The organism is Streptomyces sp. NPDC003943 (assembly GCF_053605265.1).
In genome coordinates, this window is the sequence record NZ_JBSGIW010000123.1 from 1 (window position 1) to 17,682 (window position 17,682).

A 17,682-nucleotide genomic window follows, 5' to 3' on the forward strand; every position below is an offset into this window, starting at 1 on the left:
GACTCCTCGTGCCGAGGAGTCGACGCCGTTCGCGCGAGAGGATCAGGCAGTTACGTCCTTCTCTTGGTCATGAGGAGCCCGCCCGCCACGAGGGCGAAGAGGCAGACGCAGGCACCGGTGATGACATTGCTGACGATCGCGCCGGTACTGGGGAACCGGGAGACCACCCACGGGGAGGCGATCAGCCACGCACCGAGCAGCAGCACCACGAAGTTGAGGTCCTGCGACCGCTCCGGAGCCATCGACATGGCGAGACCGAGGCCCGCGAGCGCGATGCCGACGATCAGGTTGCTGATGGCGAGTTCCGGCTTCGCGGCGGCGAAGTGGACCGTCCAAGCGGAGACCGCGGCGTAGATTCCGGCAAGGATCACAAGCTCCTCGACGGCCGCCACACCCCGGGTCTGGAGCACGCGGGCATAGCGTTCCCGCATTTCTCCGGCGTCCGGGTGTCCCCTGATGTCACCAGGACGGTGAGAGACGTCGGCCATGTGACTCGCCTCCTTCTGGCGTCTTGCACATCTGACCGCGTTCGCGGCATCGACGCCGCGGTTTCATTGTGCGCTTATCTGGCCTTTATGTGTAGATGTGCCCGATAAGGGATCCGCACAGAAAACCGCCGCAGGATATGCCCGGACCCGCCAAATGGGTGCCGCGCCTTCAACAAAAAGTCAGGAAATCAGCGACCGTACGGCACGGTCATGATCTCCATGTTGTGCCCGGACGGATCGAGGAAATAGGCGCCCCGGCCGCCGAACAGCCCGTTGACCTCGCCGGGCCGGCCGTGGTGCGGGTCCGCGTAGTACGTGACGCCCTTCCGCTCCAGTCGGGCGATCATCGTGTCGAACTCCTCCTCGGGGACGAGGAAGGCGTAGTGGGTGGGGGTGAAGTCGGCGTCCGTCTCGTAGTAGTCGAGAGTGACGCCGTTGCCGGTGTCGATCGGCAGGAACGGCCCGAACGGGGCACCGACCTCCAGGCCGAGCACCTCGGCCAGGAATTCGGCGGAGGCCCGCCTGTCATGGGCGTGTACGACGGTGTGGTTGAGCTCGACGGCCACAGGGAGTCCTTTCGCAGGGTGAGCGCTGGTTGCGTCCTTCTCCCGTACGTGCGTGCGCCGTGCGCGCGCGGTACGGGGCGGACGACCGCGGCGGACCCCGCGCCCACCGTCCGGCGGCGCTCACGCCACGGCCGGGCGCCTCTCTCGATCACGGCCCATGGCCGACCCGGCAGTCATACCGTCACGCTAAACCCGGCGGATCTTCCCGGGCAACGACGTTTACGAGCCACACCGGCCGGACCCGCGCGCCGCGTGCGGCGACCGCCCCGCGGCGTAGCCTGGAAGTGGACTCGGGGGTCACACGTTCCACCGCCGGGAGGCGGACGAATAATGACCGGAATCGTTTCCAGGAGCTTCGACTCCGCAGACGAGGTCCGCCCGTTCGAGGGCGGCAAGGGCAAGCTGGACCTGCTGACCACCGACAGCGGCGCGGTGGGCCGGGCAGTGTTCGAGCCGGGCTGGAAGTGGTCCGAGCACGTCAAGCCCATCGCCGGCACGGACAGTTGCCAGGCCCACCACGTCGGATACGTGGTCAGCGGCCGGATGACGGTGGTCATGGACGACGGCGAGTCCGCCGACCTGGTGCCCGGCGAGTTCTACGAGATCCAGCCGGGGCACGACGCCTGGGTGGTCGGCGACGAGCGCTGCGTGGCCCTGGACTGGGTCGGCTTCGTCGACTACGCGAAGTCGTCCGGCTCCTGAAGGCGTTCGGCTCCTGAAGTCGTCCGGCTCTGAGGGCGTTCGGCTCCTGAGGGGCGTCGGCTCGGTGAACGCCCGCCCGGCGTGCGCGCCGGCGCCGCCTCGACGACCGGATCGACCCCGACGTCCGACAGGCGAAAATGCCGTGGCAGCCGTCCCGGCCGGGCTGTCACGATCCCGGCATGAGCCGAGATCGCCGCGTCCAGCCGCCCCGCACCGCCGACGAACGCACCACCCTCACCGCCGTGCTGGACTTCCAGCGCGACACCCTCGTCGTGAAGTGCGCCGGCCTGACGGACGAGCAGCTGCGCGAACGGGCGGTCAGCCCCTCCGGGCTCTCGCTCCTCGGTCTCGTCCGGCACGCGGCGGAGGTCGAGCGCGGCTGGTTCCGCAACGTGATCAACGGGGAGCGCAGCCGCAGCCCCTGGACCCCGCCCGGCTCCACCGACTGGGCCGACTTCGACGTGGCCGGCGCCGACGTCGCCGAGGCGTTCACCATCTGGCGCGACGAGATCGCCCGCGCCCGTGCGATCGTCGCGGCCGCCCCCTCCCTCGACGTCACGGGCAGCCTCGGCGAGGAGGTCTTCTCGCTGCGCTGCGTCCTCGCCCACATGATCGAGGAGTACGCGCGCCACAACGGCCACGCCGACCTGCTTCGAGAGCGGATCGACGGAAGCACGGGCGAGTAGCCGAGGAGACGGGGTAACGGGGCGGCCGGACGCCGTTGTTATCGTCGCCCGCATGCCTGAACTGATCACTCCCACCGTCCGACTGCACGCCTCCTGGCTCGAGGCCCGCGCCGAGTGGGGCCCCGGCGCGCACCAGGACGGCGCCGGCCTGTGGCTCGCGCCGGACTTCGACCTCGCCGACCCCTCGGCCTTCGCCGACTGGGTTGCCCAGCTCCGGGCGCAGTCCGACCACGGCAAGCCCGTGCCCGAGGGCCGGGTGCACGCCACCCATTGGTGGATCGTGGAGGACGACACGTACCTCGGCGCCATCGACCTGCGCCACGAACTCAACGACTTCCTGCTCCGGGCCGGCGGCCACATCGGCTACAGCGTGCGCCCCTCCGCCCGCCGCCGCGGCCTCGCCACCTGGGCCCTCGCCGCCGTCCTGCCCGAGGCCCGCGCCCTCGGCCTCGGCCGCGCCCTGCTCACCTGTGACGACACCAACCTCGCGTCGGCCGCCACGATCGAGCGCAACGGCGGAGTCCTGGAGGACGTCCGCGAGACCGAGGCCGGGGTGAAGCGGCGCTACTGGATCGCCGTGTAGGCGTCCGTCACCGTGTCGGCGGCGCACCCCGCGCGCTCGTACGCGTGCCGCAGCGCCGCCGCCGCGTGCTCGCGGGCGACCTCCTCGTAACCGAAGCGCTGGTGCGCGAGCCGTACCACGTCCTCGACGGTCACGATCGCTGGTTCGCCGCGGCCCGCCCTGCCCCGGGCGGCGGTGACGGCGAGCTCGGCGGAGCGGCTCAGGGCCCGTACGTACGCCTGCCAGGCCAGCGCCCGGGCGCGGCGCGGGGCGAGCGGACGCACCGCGCGGCCCTTCCAGCGGGCGCCCGCCGCCATGAGGACGGCGCCGGCCACCACCACCAGGACGCCGAGCACGGCGTCGGGACTCACGTTCACACCGCCTCCCTTCCCCGGCCGAGCGCGGGCCGAACCCACCGGAGGAGACGGTGGTACGGGGGCGGCGGATGCGTGACACCTGCAACTTACTCGTGTCACCATGGGGTGAGCAGCAGCCGCCACCGCACCCGGTCAGGCCCAGGAAGGCACGTCCATGACCACCGAGAACCCCCTCGTCGCCACCACCCGCGGCCCGGTCCGCGGCGAGCGCCGGGCCGACGGAAGCTGCCGCTTCCTCGGCATCCCGTACGCGCAGCCGCCCGTCGGCCCGCTCCGCTTCGCGGCCCCCGTGCCGCCGGAGCCGTGGACCGAGCCGCTGGACGCCACCGCGTACGGGCCGACCGCCCAGCGCCGCCCCTTCGCCGAGGTCACCACCATCCCCGAGCCGTCCATCCCGGGCGAAGGCGTGCTCAACCTCAACGTCTTCACCCCCGCGGCCGACCCGGCGGCCGGGCTTCCGGTGCTCGTGTGGATCCACGGCGGCGGTTACCTGGCGGGCTCGGCCGCCAGCCCCTGGTACGACGGCGCCGCCTTCAACCGCGACGGCGTCGTGCTCGTCTCGCTGGGCTACCGGCTCGGCATCGAAGGCTTCCTGCACCTGGACGACGCACCCGACAACCGCGGCGTACGGGACTGGGTCGCCGCCCTGGAGTGGGTCCGCGACAACATCGCCCGCTTCGGCGGCGACCCGGCGAAGGTGACGATCGCCGGGCAGTCGGCGGGCGGCGGCGCCGTCCAGACCCTGCTCGCCGTGCCGTCGGCCCGCGGCCTCTTCCGTGCCGCCCTGTCCGTCTCCGGCGCCGTGACGGGGCCGGACGGGCCGGAGGTCGCCCGGGCCGTGTCCCGTCTCTTCACCGCCAGGACCGGCCTGCCCGCCACGGCCGCCGCGCTCCAGGACCTGAGCGACGACGAACTCCTCGACCTCCAGGACCGGCTCGGCGAGCCCGGCCCGGACCGCGAGGGCCTGCCGCCGATGCTCTCGCTCGTGCCCCTCGCCGACGGCGAGCTGATCCCCGAGCCCGTCCTGGACGCGCTCACCCGGGGCGACGCCGGTGCCGACGTGCCGCTGATGCTGGGCTTCACCGCGCACGAGTTCAACATGATCCCCGGCCCCGGCGCCGACGGCCCGCCGCTGCCGGTCCTGCTCGGCGGCCTCGGCCTCACCGCTGACCGCGCCGCCACCTTCGCCGAGACGTACGCGGACACCGCCCCGTCCGGCCTCTTCGGCCAGGCCCTCACGGACGTCACCTTCCGCGCCCCGGCCCTCGCCGTCGCCGACGCCCGCGCCGCGCGCTCCCGGCCCACCTGGCTCTACCAGTTCGAGTGGGCCTCGCCCGTCAACGGCCAGGCGTACCACTGCCTGGACCTGCCCTTCGCCTTCGACCTGCTCGCCGCCGAGGGCGTCGAGGCCGCGGCGGGTCCCACCCCGCCCAAGGCGCTCGCCGACACACTGCACGGCGCCTGGGTCGCCTTCGTCACGCACGGGGATCCGGGCGCGGACTGGCCCCCGTACACGGCAGCCGCACGGGTGACGAGGATCTGGGACGCGACTCCGCGCACGGCGGAGGACCCGTTCGGCGGCCTGCGGGCGATCTGGCTCGACTGAGTCCCTGTTCCGCCTCAGCCGAGCGGCACGCTCCGGTAGTGCGTCGTCAGGCGGCCGTCCTCCGTCAGCAGATGGAAGGCCAGCGACGGCGCCAGCTCGTCCCGGAACACGTAGTCCGCCGGGCCGGTCTGCTCCCAGGGCAGCTTGCTCATCGACACCACGCCGGGAGCCACCAGGACCGGGCGGCCCGCGAAGGAGGTGGCCGTGGCGGAGTGGGTGTGGCCGCAGAGGAAGGCGCTGAGGGAGGGGTGGCGACGGGCCAGTTCGGCGAGCCGGTGCTCGCCGAACTGGCGGATGCTGTCGACGAACGGGATGCCGAGGGCGGTCGGCGGGTGGTGGAAGCCCACGAGCACCGGGGTGCCCACGGGCGTGCGGGACAGCTCCTCGTCCAGCCAGGCCAGCGTCTCCTCCTCCAGGTAGCCCTCGTCCTTGCCCGGCACCGAGGAGTCGCACAGCGCGAGCACGAAGCCGTCGCCGCGCAGCACCTGGTTCACCGGCGCGTCCGGGGCCGGCGGTTCGGCACCGAGGAGGACCCGGCGGAAGGCGTCGCGGCGGTCGTGGTTGCCGGGACAGGTGAGCACCGGGTGCCGGGAGGTGAGGACGTGGTCGCGCAGCCAGGCGTACTCCGACTCCTCTCCGTGGTCGGCGAGGTCGCCGGTGACGATCACCGCGTCCAGGTCGTACGCGAGTGAGTCCAGGTACGCCATCGTGGCCTCCGTCCGCTCCTTGCTGCGCGGTGAGGCGTCGTCGATGTGGGTGTCACTGAGGTGCGCGATCACGATCACGGTGGTGTCCCTTCACGGTCGGTCCCCGGCCGAGGCGCTGTTCACGCCGCGTTCCGCAGCGGAACGTATCGCGCTCCCGGCGCGCCCCGCGCGGGCCAACCACCCCGGATTGGCCCTTTCCTGACGCTCCGCCACGGCTAGCATCCGGAGCGTCCCGCCGCGCGGCAGGGACCCGCCGAAGGGAACAGCCATGCTCAAGCGGTTCGCCGAACTCTCCACCCCGCTGGTCGCCGACGCCTGCGTACGGCTCGGCGAACCGCTGCGGGCCGCGCCCGCGGGCGTCGTGCCCGTGGTGCCCGGGCGCCGGGTGGCCGGACGCGCCCTGCCCGTACGGCACTACGGCAGCGTCGACGTCTTCCTGGAGGCCTTCGCGACCCGGGCCGCACCCGGCGACGTGCTCGTCATCGACAACGCGGGCCGCCGGGACGAGGCGTGCATCGGCGACCTCGCCGTCCTGGAGGCCGAGGCGGCCGGGATCGCCGGCGTCGTCGTCTGGGGGTTGCACCGGGACACGCCCGACCTGGTGGAGATCGGGCTGCCGGTCTTCTCGTACGGGGCCCACGCCCCCGGCCCCGTCCGGCTCGACCCGCGCGGGCCCGAGGCGCTGCGCACCGCCCGGTTCGGCGAGCACACGGTCGGCGCCGACGACGTGGCGTTCGCCGACGACGACGGGGTCCTGTTCGTGGCGGCCGGTCGCGCCGAGGCGGTGCTCGACACCGCCGAGGAGATCTTCCGCACCGAGCGGAACCAGGCCCGGCGGATCCGGGCGGGGGAGACGCTGCGCGACCAGACCCGGTTCGCCGAGTACCTGGAGCGGCGGGCCGAGGACCCCTCGTACACCTTCCGCCGGCATCTGCGGCGGATCGGCGGTGCGATCGAGGAGTGAGCCCGGGCCAGGTGTCACCCCGGCGGCGCCGGACGGCGGTGCGATCGTCGAGCAGCCCTCGGAGACCGGCCGCGAGCGGGCCGTCAGCCGACGGGCGCGGGGCGGGAGCCGGGTCCCGCCGGGCGAGCGCCGTGGAGGCGTCGGGTCCCGGTAGACGGGGGTCGGGCCCCGCCGGGCGCCGGGTCCCGCCGGGCGCGGGATCCGTCCCCGCCCGCTCAGCCGGCGCGGAAGCCGATCGTGCCGTCGGGCAGCACCGCCTCGACCTCCGCGCCGTGCTCGACGGTGCGGCTGACCGTGCAGTACTTCTCGTGGGTGAGCCGCACCCCGCGGGCGAAGACCTGCGGCGCCCGCGGGTTGTTGTCGGGCAGCTCGAACTCGTAACTCACCCTGATCCGCCCGATCCGGCCGTCGTCCTCGGGGCCGGCGACACCCTCCACCACGATCCGCAGGTCGTCGTGGTCGACGGCCCGCGCCGTACGGTCGATGACCAGGCCGCCGCAGCCGCCCATCGCCGCGAGCAGCAGCTCTACCGGCGTGAACGACGGCTGCGCGTCCGCGTCGTCGGCGGCGGCGATCCGCACCTCGGCGCCGCGGTCGTTGCGGGCGGTCCAGGTGCGGTAGCCGGTGCGGACGGTCTCGATCCGGTACTCGTCGGCCATGGCGGCGGGTTCTCCTCAGGGGCGTACATGGTTCGGACGCGGGCGCGCGCGCGTGCCCGTACCCCACATCCCATCACTCCCCGGCGGCCGCACCCGCCACGGGCACGCGCGAGGACACGCGAACCCGCTCCTCCTCCCGGACCACGTCCGCCCACGCGTCCGCCACCGTGCCCCACACCGCCCGCAGCCGCGGCTCCGCCTCCCGTACGGACACGACCACGCCGTCCGGATCGCGGCCGTCGGCCCGCACCCGGGGCGCGTCCGCCGCGGCCCACCCGGCGATCGTGCCGGTCAGCGCCTCCGGATGGAACTGCACGCCCCACGCGCACGCGCCGACCCGGAACGCCTGGTGGCGGCAGTCGTCGCCGGTCAACAGCGGCACCGCCCCGGGCGGCAGCCGGTCGATCTCGTCCCAGTGCCACTGGGCCGCGAGGGCGCCCTCGGGCAGCGCGCCGAACAGCGGGTCGCCGGCGGCCGAGGGCAGCCGCCGCAGCGGTACGGGGCCGAGCTCGGGGCCCTCGGCGCGTGCGGCCACGGAGCCGCCGAGCACATGGGCCAGGAGCTGGCCGCCGAGGCAGACGCCGAGGACGGGTACGCGGGCCTCGACCGCCTCCCGTATCAGCGCCCTGACGCGGGGCAGCCACGGCGCGGTGGAGTCGTCCTCGCAGTTGACCGAGCCGCCCAGGACGATCAGCCCCGCCCAGCCGTCGAGCGAGACCGGCAACTCCTCGCCGCGCCACGGGTGATGGACCCGGGCGTCGAGCCCGGCCGCCCGCAGCCGCTCACCGACCAGGCCGGGCCCGGCACCGTCCTCGTGCTGCACCACCAGTACCTTCGTCACAGTCGCCCCACCTCCACGATGTCTGTTGCCTTCGAGGGGCGCCGAAGAAACGTCTCCGCGGGCCTGATCGCCATGCTTGACTGCGCGGATGGCGACGAACATGGGGATCCCCCCGGCCCGACCAGGCCGGGTACGTGCCGCGGGCTGAGTACCCGGAGCGCGGGAACTGAGTACCGGCTCCCATGTCCCGGTACCGGCCCCGGCGCTGGAATGGCGTCATGACCACCGACGCCTCCCCGCGCACCCGCCCCCTCCACCAGGTCACCGCCACCGCCACCGCCACCGGCTCGGCCCTCGCCGTGGCGCTGCTTCCGGTCGTGGTCGGTGCGCTGCTCGCCCGGTCGGCCGGCGGCGACCCGATGGCGTCCGTCAACGCGCTGATCACGGGCGGCGGCCCGCGGACCCGGCTGTCCCGGGCCACGCTGCGCGGCTGCGGCGACCGCGCGGTCGCCCGGGCCCGTGGCGCCTGGGGTCACTCGCCCCTGCGGGCGTGGAGGAAGCCCTGCGGCGTGCGCTGCTCCGGGGCGGGTTCGCGGACGAGGCGCGCGGTCACGGCGAAGCCGGCTTCACCGAGCAGCGCCTCGACGCGCCCGACCGGGTACCGGTAGACCTCCAGGTCGACCTCGTGGCCGTACGCCTGCTCCAGACGCACCCGCTCGTCACCGACCTTGAACGCCAGGAGCAGCGGCGCGCCCGGCGCGAGCACCCGGTGGAACTCGGCGAGGACCACGGCGAGTTCATCCGGCGCCATGTGAACGGTCGAGTACCAGGACAGCGCCCCGGCGAGCGAGCCGTCCGCCAGGTCCAGGCCGGTCATCGAACCGACCTCGAAGCGCAGCCCGGGATACGACTCCCGGGCCACCCGGATCATCCCGGGGGACAGGTCCACCCCGAACGCGTCGACCCCGAGCCCCCGCAGGAAGTCCGTCACCCGCCCCGTCCCGCAGCCGAGATCCCCGACGAGCCCGCCCCCCGCTCCCCGTACCTCCTCGGCGAAGGCGACGAGCATGGCCCGGTCGAGCGGTGTGGTCGCCAAGTCGTCGGCGAGCAGCCGCTGGTAGGAGGCGGCGACGGTGTCGTAGGAGGTGCGGGTGGCGGCGACGCGCGTGGACTCGGTCATGACGGGGGAGGGTAGCCCGGCCCGCTGACAGCGCCGCCCCCGCGCCCCGCCTGTTTGCGGAGCTGAGGTGAAAAGTGAGCCGTTCCCGTCCTGCCGGTCCGCCGGACGGGTGATGATCCACTCGTCACAACTGCCGAGTAACCTCATCGGCTCACCCCTCGTCGAAAGGGCAGCGCCCATGGAAGCGCAGGACCGCGCCGCACAGCACGATCCGGAAGACGCGCCGCCGCGCGGCATCGGGCGGCGGCGATTCCTCGGGTACGTGCTGGCGGCGCCGACCCTCACGGTCGCCGCGCAGCTCGGGGAGGAGGTGCTCGCGCCCGCGCGGGCGGAGGCGCTCGTGCCCGGGGTGGTGCCGTCGCTGCCGGGGCCCGCCGACATCTACGACCTCAACGACATGCTCACCCATGCCGCGCTGCCCACGGCGAACCTCATCACCATCCGCGTCGACCCGGACGGCACCGCCCACTTCGCGCTGCCCCGCGCCGAGGTCGGACAGGGCATCACCACCTCCACCGCGATGCTCATCGCCGAGGAGCTGGACCTGCCGATCGACCGGATCAAGGTGACGCTCGCCGACGCCCGTCCCGAGCTGCTCTTCAACCAGCTCACCGGCGGCTCCAACACCACCATCTCCACCTTCACCCCGGTCCGGGTCGCCGCCGCCGTGGCCCGCGGCCGGCTGCTGCGCGCCGCCGCGCTCGAACTCGGCGAGGCCGTCGAGACGCTGACCGCCAAGGCCGGGATCGTCACCTCCGCCGGCGGCGTCCGGCTGAGCTACGGCGAGCTCGCCGTGAAGGCCGCCGCGCTCGCCGACACGCAGGTCTCCGTCACCCTCAAGGACCCCGCCCAGTTCCGCGTCATCGGCACCGCGCAGCGCCGCGTCGACGCACTGGAGGCCGTCACCGGGCGGAAGAAGTTCGCCATGGACGTCCAGGTCCCCGGCGCCCTGCCCACCATGGTCTGCCGCCCGCCCACGATCAACGGCACCGTCCGCTCGGTCGACAACCCGGCCGAGGTCCGGGCCATGCCCGGCATCACCGACGTCGTCGCCGTCTCCACCGGCGTCGCCGTCCGCGGCCGCACCTTCGGCCAGTGCATCGACGCCGTCCGCGCCCTCAAGGTCACCTGGGGACCGGGCACCGTCGAGGGCGCCTCCGACGCCACCGTGCTCGCCGAGCTCCGCAAGGCAGAACTGCCTCTCGTCGTCCCGCCGCTGGACCTGCTCACCAAGTCCGTCGACGCCCGCTTCACCTTCCACTTCGCCAGCAACAGCGCCCTGGAGACCAACAGCGCCATCGCCGACGTCCGCCCCGACTCCGCCGAGATCTGGGCCAGCCTCAAGTCGCCGATCGTCGCCCAGGAGAAGATCGCCCTCCAGCTCGGGCTGCCGGTGACCGCCGTGAAGGTCCATGTCACCGAGGGCGGCGGCTCGTTCGGCCGCAAGCTGTTCCACGACGCCGCCGGCGAGGCCGCCGAGATCTCGAAGGCCATGGGCAAGCCCGTGCGCCTCATGTGGCACCGCACCGACGACTTCCGCCAGGGCCGGACGCACCCGATGGCCACCTCCCGGGTGCGGGCCACGTACGCGCTCGGCGAGGTCCTCACGTACGAGCTGCGCCACACCTCCGTCGCCACCGACTTCGGCCACGGCATCGGCGAGATCATCACCTCGGAGGCGGCGCAGCTCCCGGTCGCCGACCTGACGTTCTCCGAGACGATGTTCCAGCTCACCCAGTCGAGCCCGTACCACTTCGGGGTGACCACGCAGCTTCTCAGCGAGGTCGACCACGGCTTCAACACCGGCTCCATGCGCAACATCTACTCGCCCAACGTGCGCTGCGCCCAGGAACTCGTCGCCGACGAGCTCGCCAGGCGGATGTGCGAGGACGCGCTCGCGTTCCGGCGCCGCTTCCTCAGGGACGAGCGGGCCCGGGCCGTGCTCGACAAGGTCGCCGAACTCGGCCGCTGGGGGCGGCAGATGGTGCCGGGCACGGCGCAGGGCATCGCGGTCCACCCCGAGTACCACGGCTTCGTCGCCGTCCTCGCCGAGATCGACTGCCGCCCGGAGACCACCGGCCGGAAGATCCGCGACGCCTACACCGGGCCGCGCGTCACCAAGGTCGTCTGCGCGGTCGACGTCGGCCTCGCCGTCAACACCCGCGGTCTGGAGGCCCAGATGATGGGCGGCATCATCGACGGCATCGCCCTCACCCTCACCTCCGGCCTGCACCTGCAGGACGGGCACTTCCTGGAGGGCAGCTGGGACAACTACTTCTACACCCGGCAGTGGAACACCCCGCCCGAGCTGGAGATCGTCGTCATGCCGCCGACCACCGGCAAGCCGGGCGGCGCCGGCGAACTGGCCGTCGCCGCCTCCATGGCCGCCGTGGCCTGTGCGTACGGCCGGGCCACCGGCACCATGCCGACCACCTTCCCGGTCAACCACGGCGAGCCGCTCGGCTTCACCCCGCTGCCCACCGTCCCGCCGGTCCCCGCGTCACCGACCGACGGCCGCGACCGCGTCCTCTAGTACTCAAGTAGTACTCCAGACCTCTTCCCGACCAGGAATTCAGGAGCCTTCGTGCCCCAGCACACCTTCATCCTCAACGGCAAGGCCGTCACCGCCGAGGTCGAGGACGACGTCCGGCTGCTCTGGGTGCTCCGGGACGTCCTCGGCGTCACCGGCCCGAAGTACGGCTGCGGCCTGGGCGTCTGCCAGGCGTGTACGAGCCACCTCAACGGCAGGGCGTTCAACCCGTGCTGCGTCCCGGTGAAGGACATCGGGCCGACCGACGAGGTCACCACCATCGAGGGCCTGCCCGGCACCGTCGGCAAGGACCTGCACCCGATGCAGGAAGCCTGGCTCGACATCGACGTCGCCCAGTGCGGCTACTGCCAGCCGGGCCAGATCATGGCCGCCGTCGCGGCCGTGAAGCGGGCCCGCGAGGCCGGGCGGGAGGTCGACGAGGCCGATCTCGACCAGATCCGCAACATCTGCCGCTGCGGCACCTATAACCGTATTCGCGAGGCCATCAAGGAGGGCGCCCGCCGCATGCCGTGACGCCGGCCGGGCGCGGCGCCGAAGACGACGAAGGAGTGCGGTCGATGTCCGGAAAGATCGTCCAGTTCATCGGGATCTCCCTCGACGGTTACATCGAAGGGCCCGGCCACGACATCAGCTGGCACCGCGTCGACGAGGAGCTGCACCGGCACCTCAACGAGGAACTCGCCGCCATGGGCGGGTTCCTCAGCGGCCGCCGCACCCACCAGCTGATGGCGGACTTCTGGCCCACCGCCGACCGCGACCCGGCAGCCACCCCCGCGATGCGGGAGTTCGCCGGGATCTGGCTGTCCAAGCCGAAGTGGGTCTACTCCACGACGCTGGAGCGGGCCGACTGGAACACCACCGTCGTCCCCAGGGTGGACGCCGACGAGGTCCGCGCCCTGGCGGCGGCCGCCGACGGCGACCTCACCGTCGGCGGCGCGTCGCTCGCCGCCGCCTTCCGGGAACTGGACCTCATCGACACCTACCACGTGTACGTCCACCCGGTCCTCGTCGGCCGCGGCACCCGCCTCTTCCCGCCCACCGACACCGACGCCGACCTGCGGCTCGAACGGACGCGGGCCTTCGGCAACGGAGTGGTGCTGCTGCGCTACCAGCGCCTGGGGCCGCTCTGACGCGGTGGCGGCCGGTGCCTCAGGAGCCGGCCCGTCGCTTGTTGTAGACGTCGAAGCCGACGGCCGCGAGCAGCACCAGACCCTTGATCACCTGCTGGTAGTCGGTGCCGACACCGACCAGGGACATGCCGTTGTTGAGCACGCCGAGGACGAGTCCGCCGATGATGGCGCCGAGGACGGTGCCCACGCCGCCGCTGGCCGAGGCGCCGCCGATGAACGCGGCGGCGATGGCCTCCAGTTCGAAGTTGATGCCGGCCTGGGGCGTGCCGGCGTTGAGGCGGGCGGCGAAGACCAGACCGGCGAGTGCCGCGAGGACGCCCATGTTGGTGAAGGCGAGGAAGACGACGCGCTTGCTCTTCACTCCGGACAGCTTGGCCGCTGCCTCGTTGCCGCCGATGGCGTAGGTGTGCCGCCCGATGACCGAGTTGCGCATCAGGTAGCCGAAGCCGACGAGCAGCACGCCGAGGATCAGCAGCACGACCGGCACGCCGTGGTAGCTGGCCAGCAGCAGGGTGAAGACGACCACGGCCGCGGTGATCACGGCGAGCTTGGCCAGGAACAGCCCGAGCGGGAGCACCTCGAGGCCGTACGAGGCGGTCTGCCGCCGCCCGCGCAGCTCCTGCAGGATCGCCACCGCCAGTACCGCGAGGCCGAGCAACAGGGTGAGGTTGTGGTAGTCGGTGTGCGGGCCGACCTCCGGGAGGAAGCCGCTGCTGATGCTCTGGAAGCCCTTGGGGAACGGCGCCACCGACTGCCCCTGGAGCAGGATCTGCGTGCCGCCGCGGAACAGCAGCATGCCCGCCAGGGTCACGATGAACGAAGGGATCCCCAGGTAGGCGATCCAGAAGCCCTGCCAGGCCCCGGCGAGGGCGCCGATCACCAGCGCGGCCAGCATCGCCACGGGCCACGACACGTGGTGTTCGACCATCATCACCGCGGCGGCGGCCCCGACGAAGGCGGCCAGGGAGCCGACCGAGAGGTCGATGTGCCCGGCGATGATGACGATCATCATCCCGATCGCCAGGATGAGGATGTAGCCGTTCTGCTGGATCAGGTTGGTGATGTTGAGCGGCTGGAGCAGGATGCCGTCCGTCCAGAACTGGAACAGCAGCACGATCAGCGCGAGGGCGACCAGCATGCCGTACTGGCGCACGTTGCCGCGGAGCGCGCGGGTCAGGACGGAGCCGGCGGACGGGCTCGGCCCGGCCTGCGGTGCCTTCGGGGACGAATCCGGGATGATCTCGGTCTGGGCCATGCCTTACACCTGCTCGTTGCTGGATGCGGCGCTCATGGTCATGAGCCGCATGAGGGATTCCTGGGTGGCGTCGGCGCGGGTCACCTCGCCGGTGATCCGGCCTTCGGCCATGGTGTAGATCCGGTCGCACAGGCCCAGGAGTTCGGGGAGTTCGGACGAGATGACGAGCACTGCCTTGCCCTGGGCGGCGAGCTCGGCGATGACGGTGTAGATCTCCGCCTTCGCGCCGATGTCGATGCCGCGGGTGGGCTCGTCGAGGATCAGCACCTCCGGCTCGGCGAAGATCCACTTGCTCAGGACGACCTTCTGCTGGTTGCCGCCGCTGAGGGTGCCGGTCCGGGTGAAGACCGTCGGGGCCTTGATGTTCATGGTGCGCCGGAAGGACTCGGCGACCCGGGTCTCCTCGTGGCGGTCGACCCGGCCGTACCGGGCGACCTTGCCGAGCGCGCTCAGCGAGATGTTCCGGCTGATGTCGTCGATGAGGTTGAGGCCGAGCTGTTTGCGGTCCTCGGTGACGTACGCGATGCCGTGCCCGATCGCCTCGGGCACCGTCCGGGTGCTGACCACCTGGCCGTGCAGCCGCACCCGGCCGGCGGCCCAGCGCCCGTACGAGCGGCCGAAGACGCTCATCGCCAGTTCGGTGCGGCCGGCGCCCATCAGGCCGGCGATGCCGACGATCTCGCCGCGCCGCACGTTCAGCGAGGCGCCGTCCACCACCGTGCGCTGCTGGTCGATCGGGTGCCGCACGCTCCAGTCCTCGATCTCGAAGGCGACGTCGCCGAGGTCGGGGGTGCGCTCGGGGTAGCGGTGCTCCAGGTCGCGGCCGACCATGCCACGGATGATGCGGTCCTCGGAGATGCCTTCGGAGCCGATCGCGAGAGTCTCGATGGTCTGCCCGTCGCGCAGGATGGTCACGGCGTCGGCGATCCGGGCGATCTCGTTCAGCTTGTGCGAGATGACGATGCAGGAGATGCCCTGGGCCTTGAGTTCCAGGATCAGGTCGAGCAGCTTGCGGCTGTCCTCGTCGTTGAGCGCGGCGGTCGGCTCGTCCAGGATGAGCAGCTTGACCTTCTTGGCGAGCGCCTTGGCGATCTCGACCAGCTGCTGCTTGCCCACGCCGAGGTCGGCGACCCTGGTGTGCGGGCTCTCGTCCAGGCCGACCTGGCGCAGCAGTTCGGCGGCGTGGGTGAGGGTCCGGTGCCAGCTGATGACGCCCCGGGTGGCGTGCTCGTTGCCCAGGAAGACGTTCTCGGCGATGGACAGGTACGGCACCAGCGCCAGTTCCTGGTGGATGATGACGATGCCGCGCTGCTCGCTGGCCCGGATGTCCCTGAAGCGGCACGGCTCGCCCTCGAAGAGGATCTCGCCCTCGTAGCTGCCGTGCGGATAAACGCCGCTGAGCACCTTCATCAGGGTGGACTTGCCGGCGCCGTTCTCGCCGCAGATGGCGTGCACCTCACCTGCGGCGACGCTCAGGTTGACGGCGGAGAGGGCCTTGACGCCGGGGAACGACTTGCTGATCGACCGCATTTCGAGAACGGGTCCAGCCATGGTTGTGCGTCCGTATCGTTCGGGGCGGTGCGGGCCTGATCTCGGGGCGCCGCACCGCCGTTTCGGCAGGGGCCCGGCGACCGGGCCCCGCGGGCTACTTGAGCTGGTCCGCGGTGTACTGGCCGCTGTCGACCAGGACCTTCCGGTAGTTGTCCTTGTCGACGCTGACCGGCTGCAGCAGGTGCGCCGGGACGGTCTTGACGCCGTTGTCGTACTGCTTCGTGTCGTTGACCTCGGGCTTGCCGCCGGTCAGCAGCGCGTCGCCCATCTGGACGGCGACCTTGGCGAGCAGGCGGGTGTCCTTGTAGACGGTCTGGGTCTGCTCGCCGGCGATGATCGACTTCACCGAGGCCAGCTCGGCGTCCTGGCCGGTGACGACGGGCAGCGGCTTGGCACCGCCGTAGCCGACGCCCTTCAGGGAGGAGAGGATGCCGATCGAGATGCCGTCGTAGGGCGAGAGCACGGCGTCGACGCGGGCGGTGGTGTACGACTTGCTCAGCAGGTTGTCCATCCGGGACTGGGCGAGACCGCCGTCCCAGCGCAGCGTGGCGATCTGGTTGAACTGGGTCTGGCCGCTGCGTACGACCAGCTTCTTCTGGTCGATGTACGGCTTGAGGACGCTCATCGCGCCGTTGAAGAAGAAGGTCGCGTTGTTGTCGTCCGGCGAGCCGGCGAACATCTCGATGTTGAACGGGCCCTTGCCCGCCTTGAGCCCGAGCTTGTCGACGATGTAGCTGCCCTGGAGGACGCCGACCTTGTAGTTGTCGAAGGTCGCGTAGTAGTCGACGTTCCCCGTGCCGCGGATCAGCCGGTCGTAGGAGATCACCGGGATGTGGGCGTCGGCGGCCTTCTGCAGGACGTCGGTGAGGGAGGAGCCGTCGATGGCCGCGATCACCAGCAGCTTGGCGCCCTTGGTGATCATGTTCTCCACCTGGGAGACCTGGTTCTCCACCACGTTGTCGCCGTACTGCAGGTCGGTCTTGTAGCCCTTGGCCTGGAACTCCTTGACCATGTTGGCGCCGTCGTTGATCCAGCGCTCCGACGACTTGGTGGGCATGGCGATGCCCACGAGGCCGCCCTTGGCGTCCCCCTTGTCCGCGCCGTCGCCGACGCTGTTGGCGCTCTGGCCGCAGGCCGCCAGCGAGAGCACCAGGCCCGCGGCGACAAGACCCGCCGAAAACTTCCGCACAGTTCCTCCAGTGGTGTTCCGCGACCGGCGCAGAGCGACCCTGACTGGGCGACTGGGAGCGGTCGGGCTGAGCCGGCCGGGAGGTGGTTCCTCGGGACTGTGAGACGTCCGGGACACCGCTGTCCCGGCCTGGCGTGAGCATGAGTGTTAACGCTCACATCCGCGGAGTCAAGGGGTTGCGCGGCATCGCGGTACCCTCGGAATCCGGCCGGGGCGGTGCTTCCCGGCCGCGGCCGGTCTCGTAGGTCTTGACGAAGACGGTCGGTGAGGGCACTGTCACCGGTCAGGAATTGTTAGCGCTCACATTCCTCGGGCCCGGACGTGTCCGGGGCCGGGGTCGCGGACGGCACGCCCGTCCGGCTGTGGGCCTGCCGGGGCGGGAGCGTCCAGAGGGGGACCCTGCGGGATCCCTCTGCCGGGCTCCGGCCCGGGCCAGGGCTCCGGCCCAGGCCCAGGCCCGGGCTCGGGCTCAGGCCCAGGTCCAGGCCGGGCTCGGGTATGGCTCGGGTACGGGCTCCGGCTCGGGTCCGGGTTCGGGTCCGGGTTTCCGGCTCGGGCGCGGGTTCGGGCCCGGGCCCGGGTTCCGGCTAGTGCTCGGGCCTGGGTTCAGGTTCGGGCCTGGGTTCAGGTTCGGGCCTGGACTCAGGCTCTGGCCCGGGTTCCGGCTCGGGCCTGGACTCAGGCTCTGGCCCGGGTTCCGGCTCGGGCCTTGGCTCCGGCTCCGCGCC

General features: G+C 72.1%; 18 protein-coding genes. 8 read left to right on the forward strand and 10 right to left on the reverse strand.

Translation table 11 applies throughout. The features are described 5' to 3' along the window. Positions 1-50 precede the first annotated feature (50 nt). Positions 51-488: an SPW repeat protein gene (locus ACWEV0_RS32900; RefSeq protein WP_453153405.1), complete on the reverse strand. Its 438-nt coding sequence runs from the start codon at positions 486-488 to the stop codon at positions 51-53. A gap of 188 nt (positions 489-676) precedes the next feature. After that, positions 677-1,054, reverse strand: a complete 378-nt coding sequence (locus ACWEV0_RS32905) for a VOC family protein (RefSeq protein ID WP_453153406.1) — start codon at positions 1,052-1,054, stop codon at positions 677-679. Between the two features lie 330 nt (positions 1,055-1,384). Between ACWEV0_RS32905 and ACWEV0_RS32910 the strand changes: the two genes are divergently transcribed. From ACWEV0_RS32910 to ACWEV0_RS32920, 3 genes are all read left to right on the forward strand, one after another. After that, positions 1,385-1,756, forward strand: coding sequence for a cupin domain-containing protein (locus ACWEV0_RS32910; protein WP_453153407.1), 372 nt, complete (start codon positions 1,385-1,387; stop codon positions 1,754-1,756). Between the two features lie 179 nt (positions 1,757-1,935). Continuing rightward, positions 1,936-2,442 (forward strand): DinB family protein, encoded by a 507-nt coding sequence (locus ACWEV0_RS32915; protein WP_453153408.1) that lies wholly within the window; start codon positions 1,936-1,938, stop codon positions 2,440-2,442. 52 nt (positions 2,443-2,494) lie between these two features. After that, the gene (locus ACWEV0_RS32920) at positions 2,495-3,025 is read left to right on the forward strand and encodes a GNAT family N-acetyltransferase (protein ID WP_453153409.1); all 531 of its coding nucleotides are present in this window, start codon (positions 2,495-2,497) and stop codon (positions 3,023-3,025) included. Here the strand turns inward: ACWEV0_RS32920 and ACWEV0_RS32925 are convergent. Further along, positions 3,007-3,375 carry a hypothetical protein gene (locus ACWEV0_RS32925; protein WP_453153410.1) on the reverse strand — a complete coding sequence of 123 codons (369 nt, stop codon included), beginning with the start codon at positions 3,373-3,375 and terminating at the stop codon, positions 3,007-3,009. The two genes, ACWEV0_RS32920 and ACWEV0_RS32925, sit on opposite strands and share 19 nt — an antisense overlap. 160 nt (positions 3,376-3,535) lie before the next feature. On the opposite strand from ACWEV0_RS32925, the gene ACWEV0_RS32930 reads away from it, so the two are divergent. Next, positions 3,536-4,987, forward strand: a complete 1,452-nt coding sequence (locus ACWEV0_RS32930; protein WP_453153411.1) for a carboxylesterase/lipase family protein — start codon at positions 3,536-3,538, stop codon at positions 4,985-4,987. Positions 4,988-5,001: 14 nt separating this feature from the next. Here the strand turns inward: ACWEV0_RS32930 and ACWEV0_RS32935 are convergent, their stop codons facing one another. Continuing rightward, positions 5,002-5,772: a metallophosphoesterase gene (locus ACWEV0_RS32935; protein WP_453153412.1), complete on the reverse strand. Its 771-nt coding sequence runs from the start codon at positions 5,770-5,772 to the stop codon at positions 5,002-5,004. 190 nt (positions 5,773-5,962) lie between these two features. On the opposite strand from ACWEV0_RS32935, the gene ACWEV0_RS32940 reads away from it, so the two are divergent. Next, entirely contained in the window at positions 5,963-6,658 is a 696-nt protein-coding gene (locus tag ACWEV0_RS32940) for an RraA family protein (RefSeq protein WP_453153413.1), read from the forward strand. Between the two features lie 215 nt (positions 6,659-6,873). Here the strand turns inward: ACWEV0_RS32940 and ACWEV0_RS32945 are convergent, their stop codons facing one another. The 3 genes from ACWEV0_RS32945 to ACWEV0_RS32955 form a co-directional block, all read right to left on the reverse strand. Continuing rightward, positions 6,874-7,317 carry an OsmC family protein gene (locus ACWEV0_RS32945; RefSeq protein WP_453153414.1) on the reverse strand — a complete coding sequence of 148 codons (444 nt, stop codon included), beginning with the start codon at positions 7,315-7,317 and terminating at the stop codon, positions 6,874-6,876. A gap of 73 nt (positions 7,318-7,390) precedes the next feature. Next, positions 7,391-8,158: a type 1 glutamine amidotransferase gene (locus tag ACWEV0_RS32950; protein WP_453153415.1), complete on the reverse strand. Its 768-nt coding sequence runs from the start codon at positions 8,156-8,158 to the stop codon at positions 7,391-7,393. Between the two features lie 472 nt (positions 8,159-8,630). Next, positions 8,631-9,278 carry a class I SAM-dependent DNA methyltransferase gene (locus ACWEV0_RS32955; protein ID WP_453153416.1) on the reverse strand — a complete coding sequence of 216 codons (648 nt, stop codon included), beginning with the start codon at positions 9,276-9,278 and terminating at the stop codon, positions 8,631-8,633. A 178-nt stretch (positions 9,279-9,456) separates the two neighbouring features. Here ACWEV0_RS32955 and ACWEV0_RS32960 point away from each other — a divergent pair, with 178 nt between their 5' ends. Genes ACWEV0_RS32960 through ACWEV0_RS32970 form a run of 3 tightly spaced genes read left to right on the forward strand, consistent with a single transcriptional unit; the run spans position 9,457 to position 12,959 of the window. Continuing rightward, positions 9,457-11,811 carry a molybdopterin cofactor-binding domain-containing protein gene (locus tag ACWEV0_RS32960; protein ID WP_453153417.1) on the forward strand — a complete coding sequence of 785 codons (2,355 nt, stop codon included), beginning with the start codon at positions 9,457-9,459 and terminating at the stop codon, positions 11,809-11,811. A 51-nt stretch (positions 11,812-11,862) separates the two neighbouring features. After that, the gene (locus tag ACWEV0_RS32965; protein ID WP_453153418.1) at positions 11,863-12,342 is read left to right on the forward strand and encodes a (2Fe-2S)-binding protein; all 480 of its coding nucleotides are present in this window, start codon (positions 11,863-11,865) and stop codon (positions 12,340-12,342) included. Positions 12,343-12,386: 44 nt separating this feature from the next. Further along, positions 12,387-12,959: a dihydrofolate reductase family protein gene (locus ACWEV0_RS32970; RefSeq protein WP_453153419.1), complete on the forward strand. Its 573-nt coding sequence runs from the start codon at positions 12,387-12,389 to the stop codon at positions 12,957-12,959. Positions 12,960-12,978: 19 nt separating this feature from the next. Here ACWEV0_RS32970 and mmsB read toward each other — a convergent pair whose 3' ends face one another. The 3 genes from mmsB to chvE form a co-directional block, all read right to left on the reverse strand. Then, complete coding sequence (gene mmsB, locus ACWEV0_RS32975; RefSeq protein ID WP_453153420.1) at positions 12,979-14,214, reverse strand: multiple monosaccharide ABC transporter permease; 1,236 nt, start codon at positions 14,212-14,214, stop codon at positions 12,979-12,981. A gap of 3 nt (positions 14,215-14,217) precedes the next feature. Beyond that, positions 14,218-15,765, reverse strand: coding sequence for a multiple monosaccharide ABC transporter ATP-binding protein (gene mmsA, locus ACWEV0_RS32980; protein WP_453153421.1), 1,548 nt, complete (start codon positions 15,763-15,765; stop codon positions 14,218-14,220). A gap of 94 nt (positions 15,766-15,859) precedes the next feature. Then, the gene (gene chvE / locus ACWEV0_RS32985; protein ID WP_453153422.1) at positions 15,860-16,954 is read right to left on the reverse strand and encodes a multiple monosaccharide ABC transporter substrate-binding protein; all 1,095 of its coding nucleotides are present in this window, start codon (positions 16,952-16,954) and stop codon (positions 15,860-15,862) included. Positions 16,955-17,682: the final 728 nt, after the last annotated feature.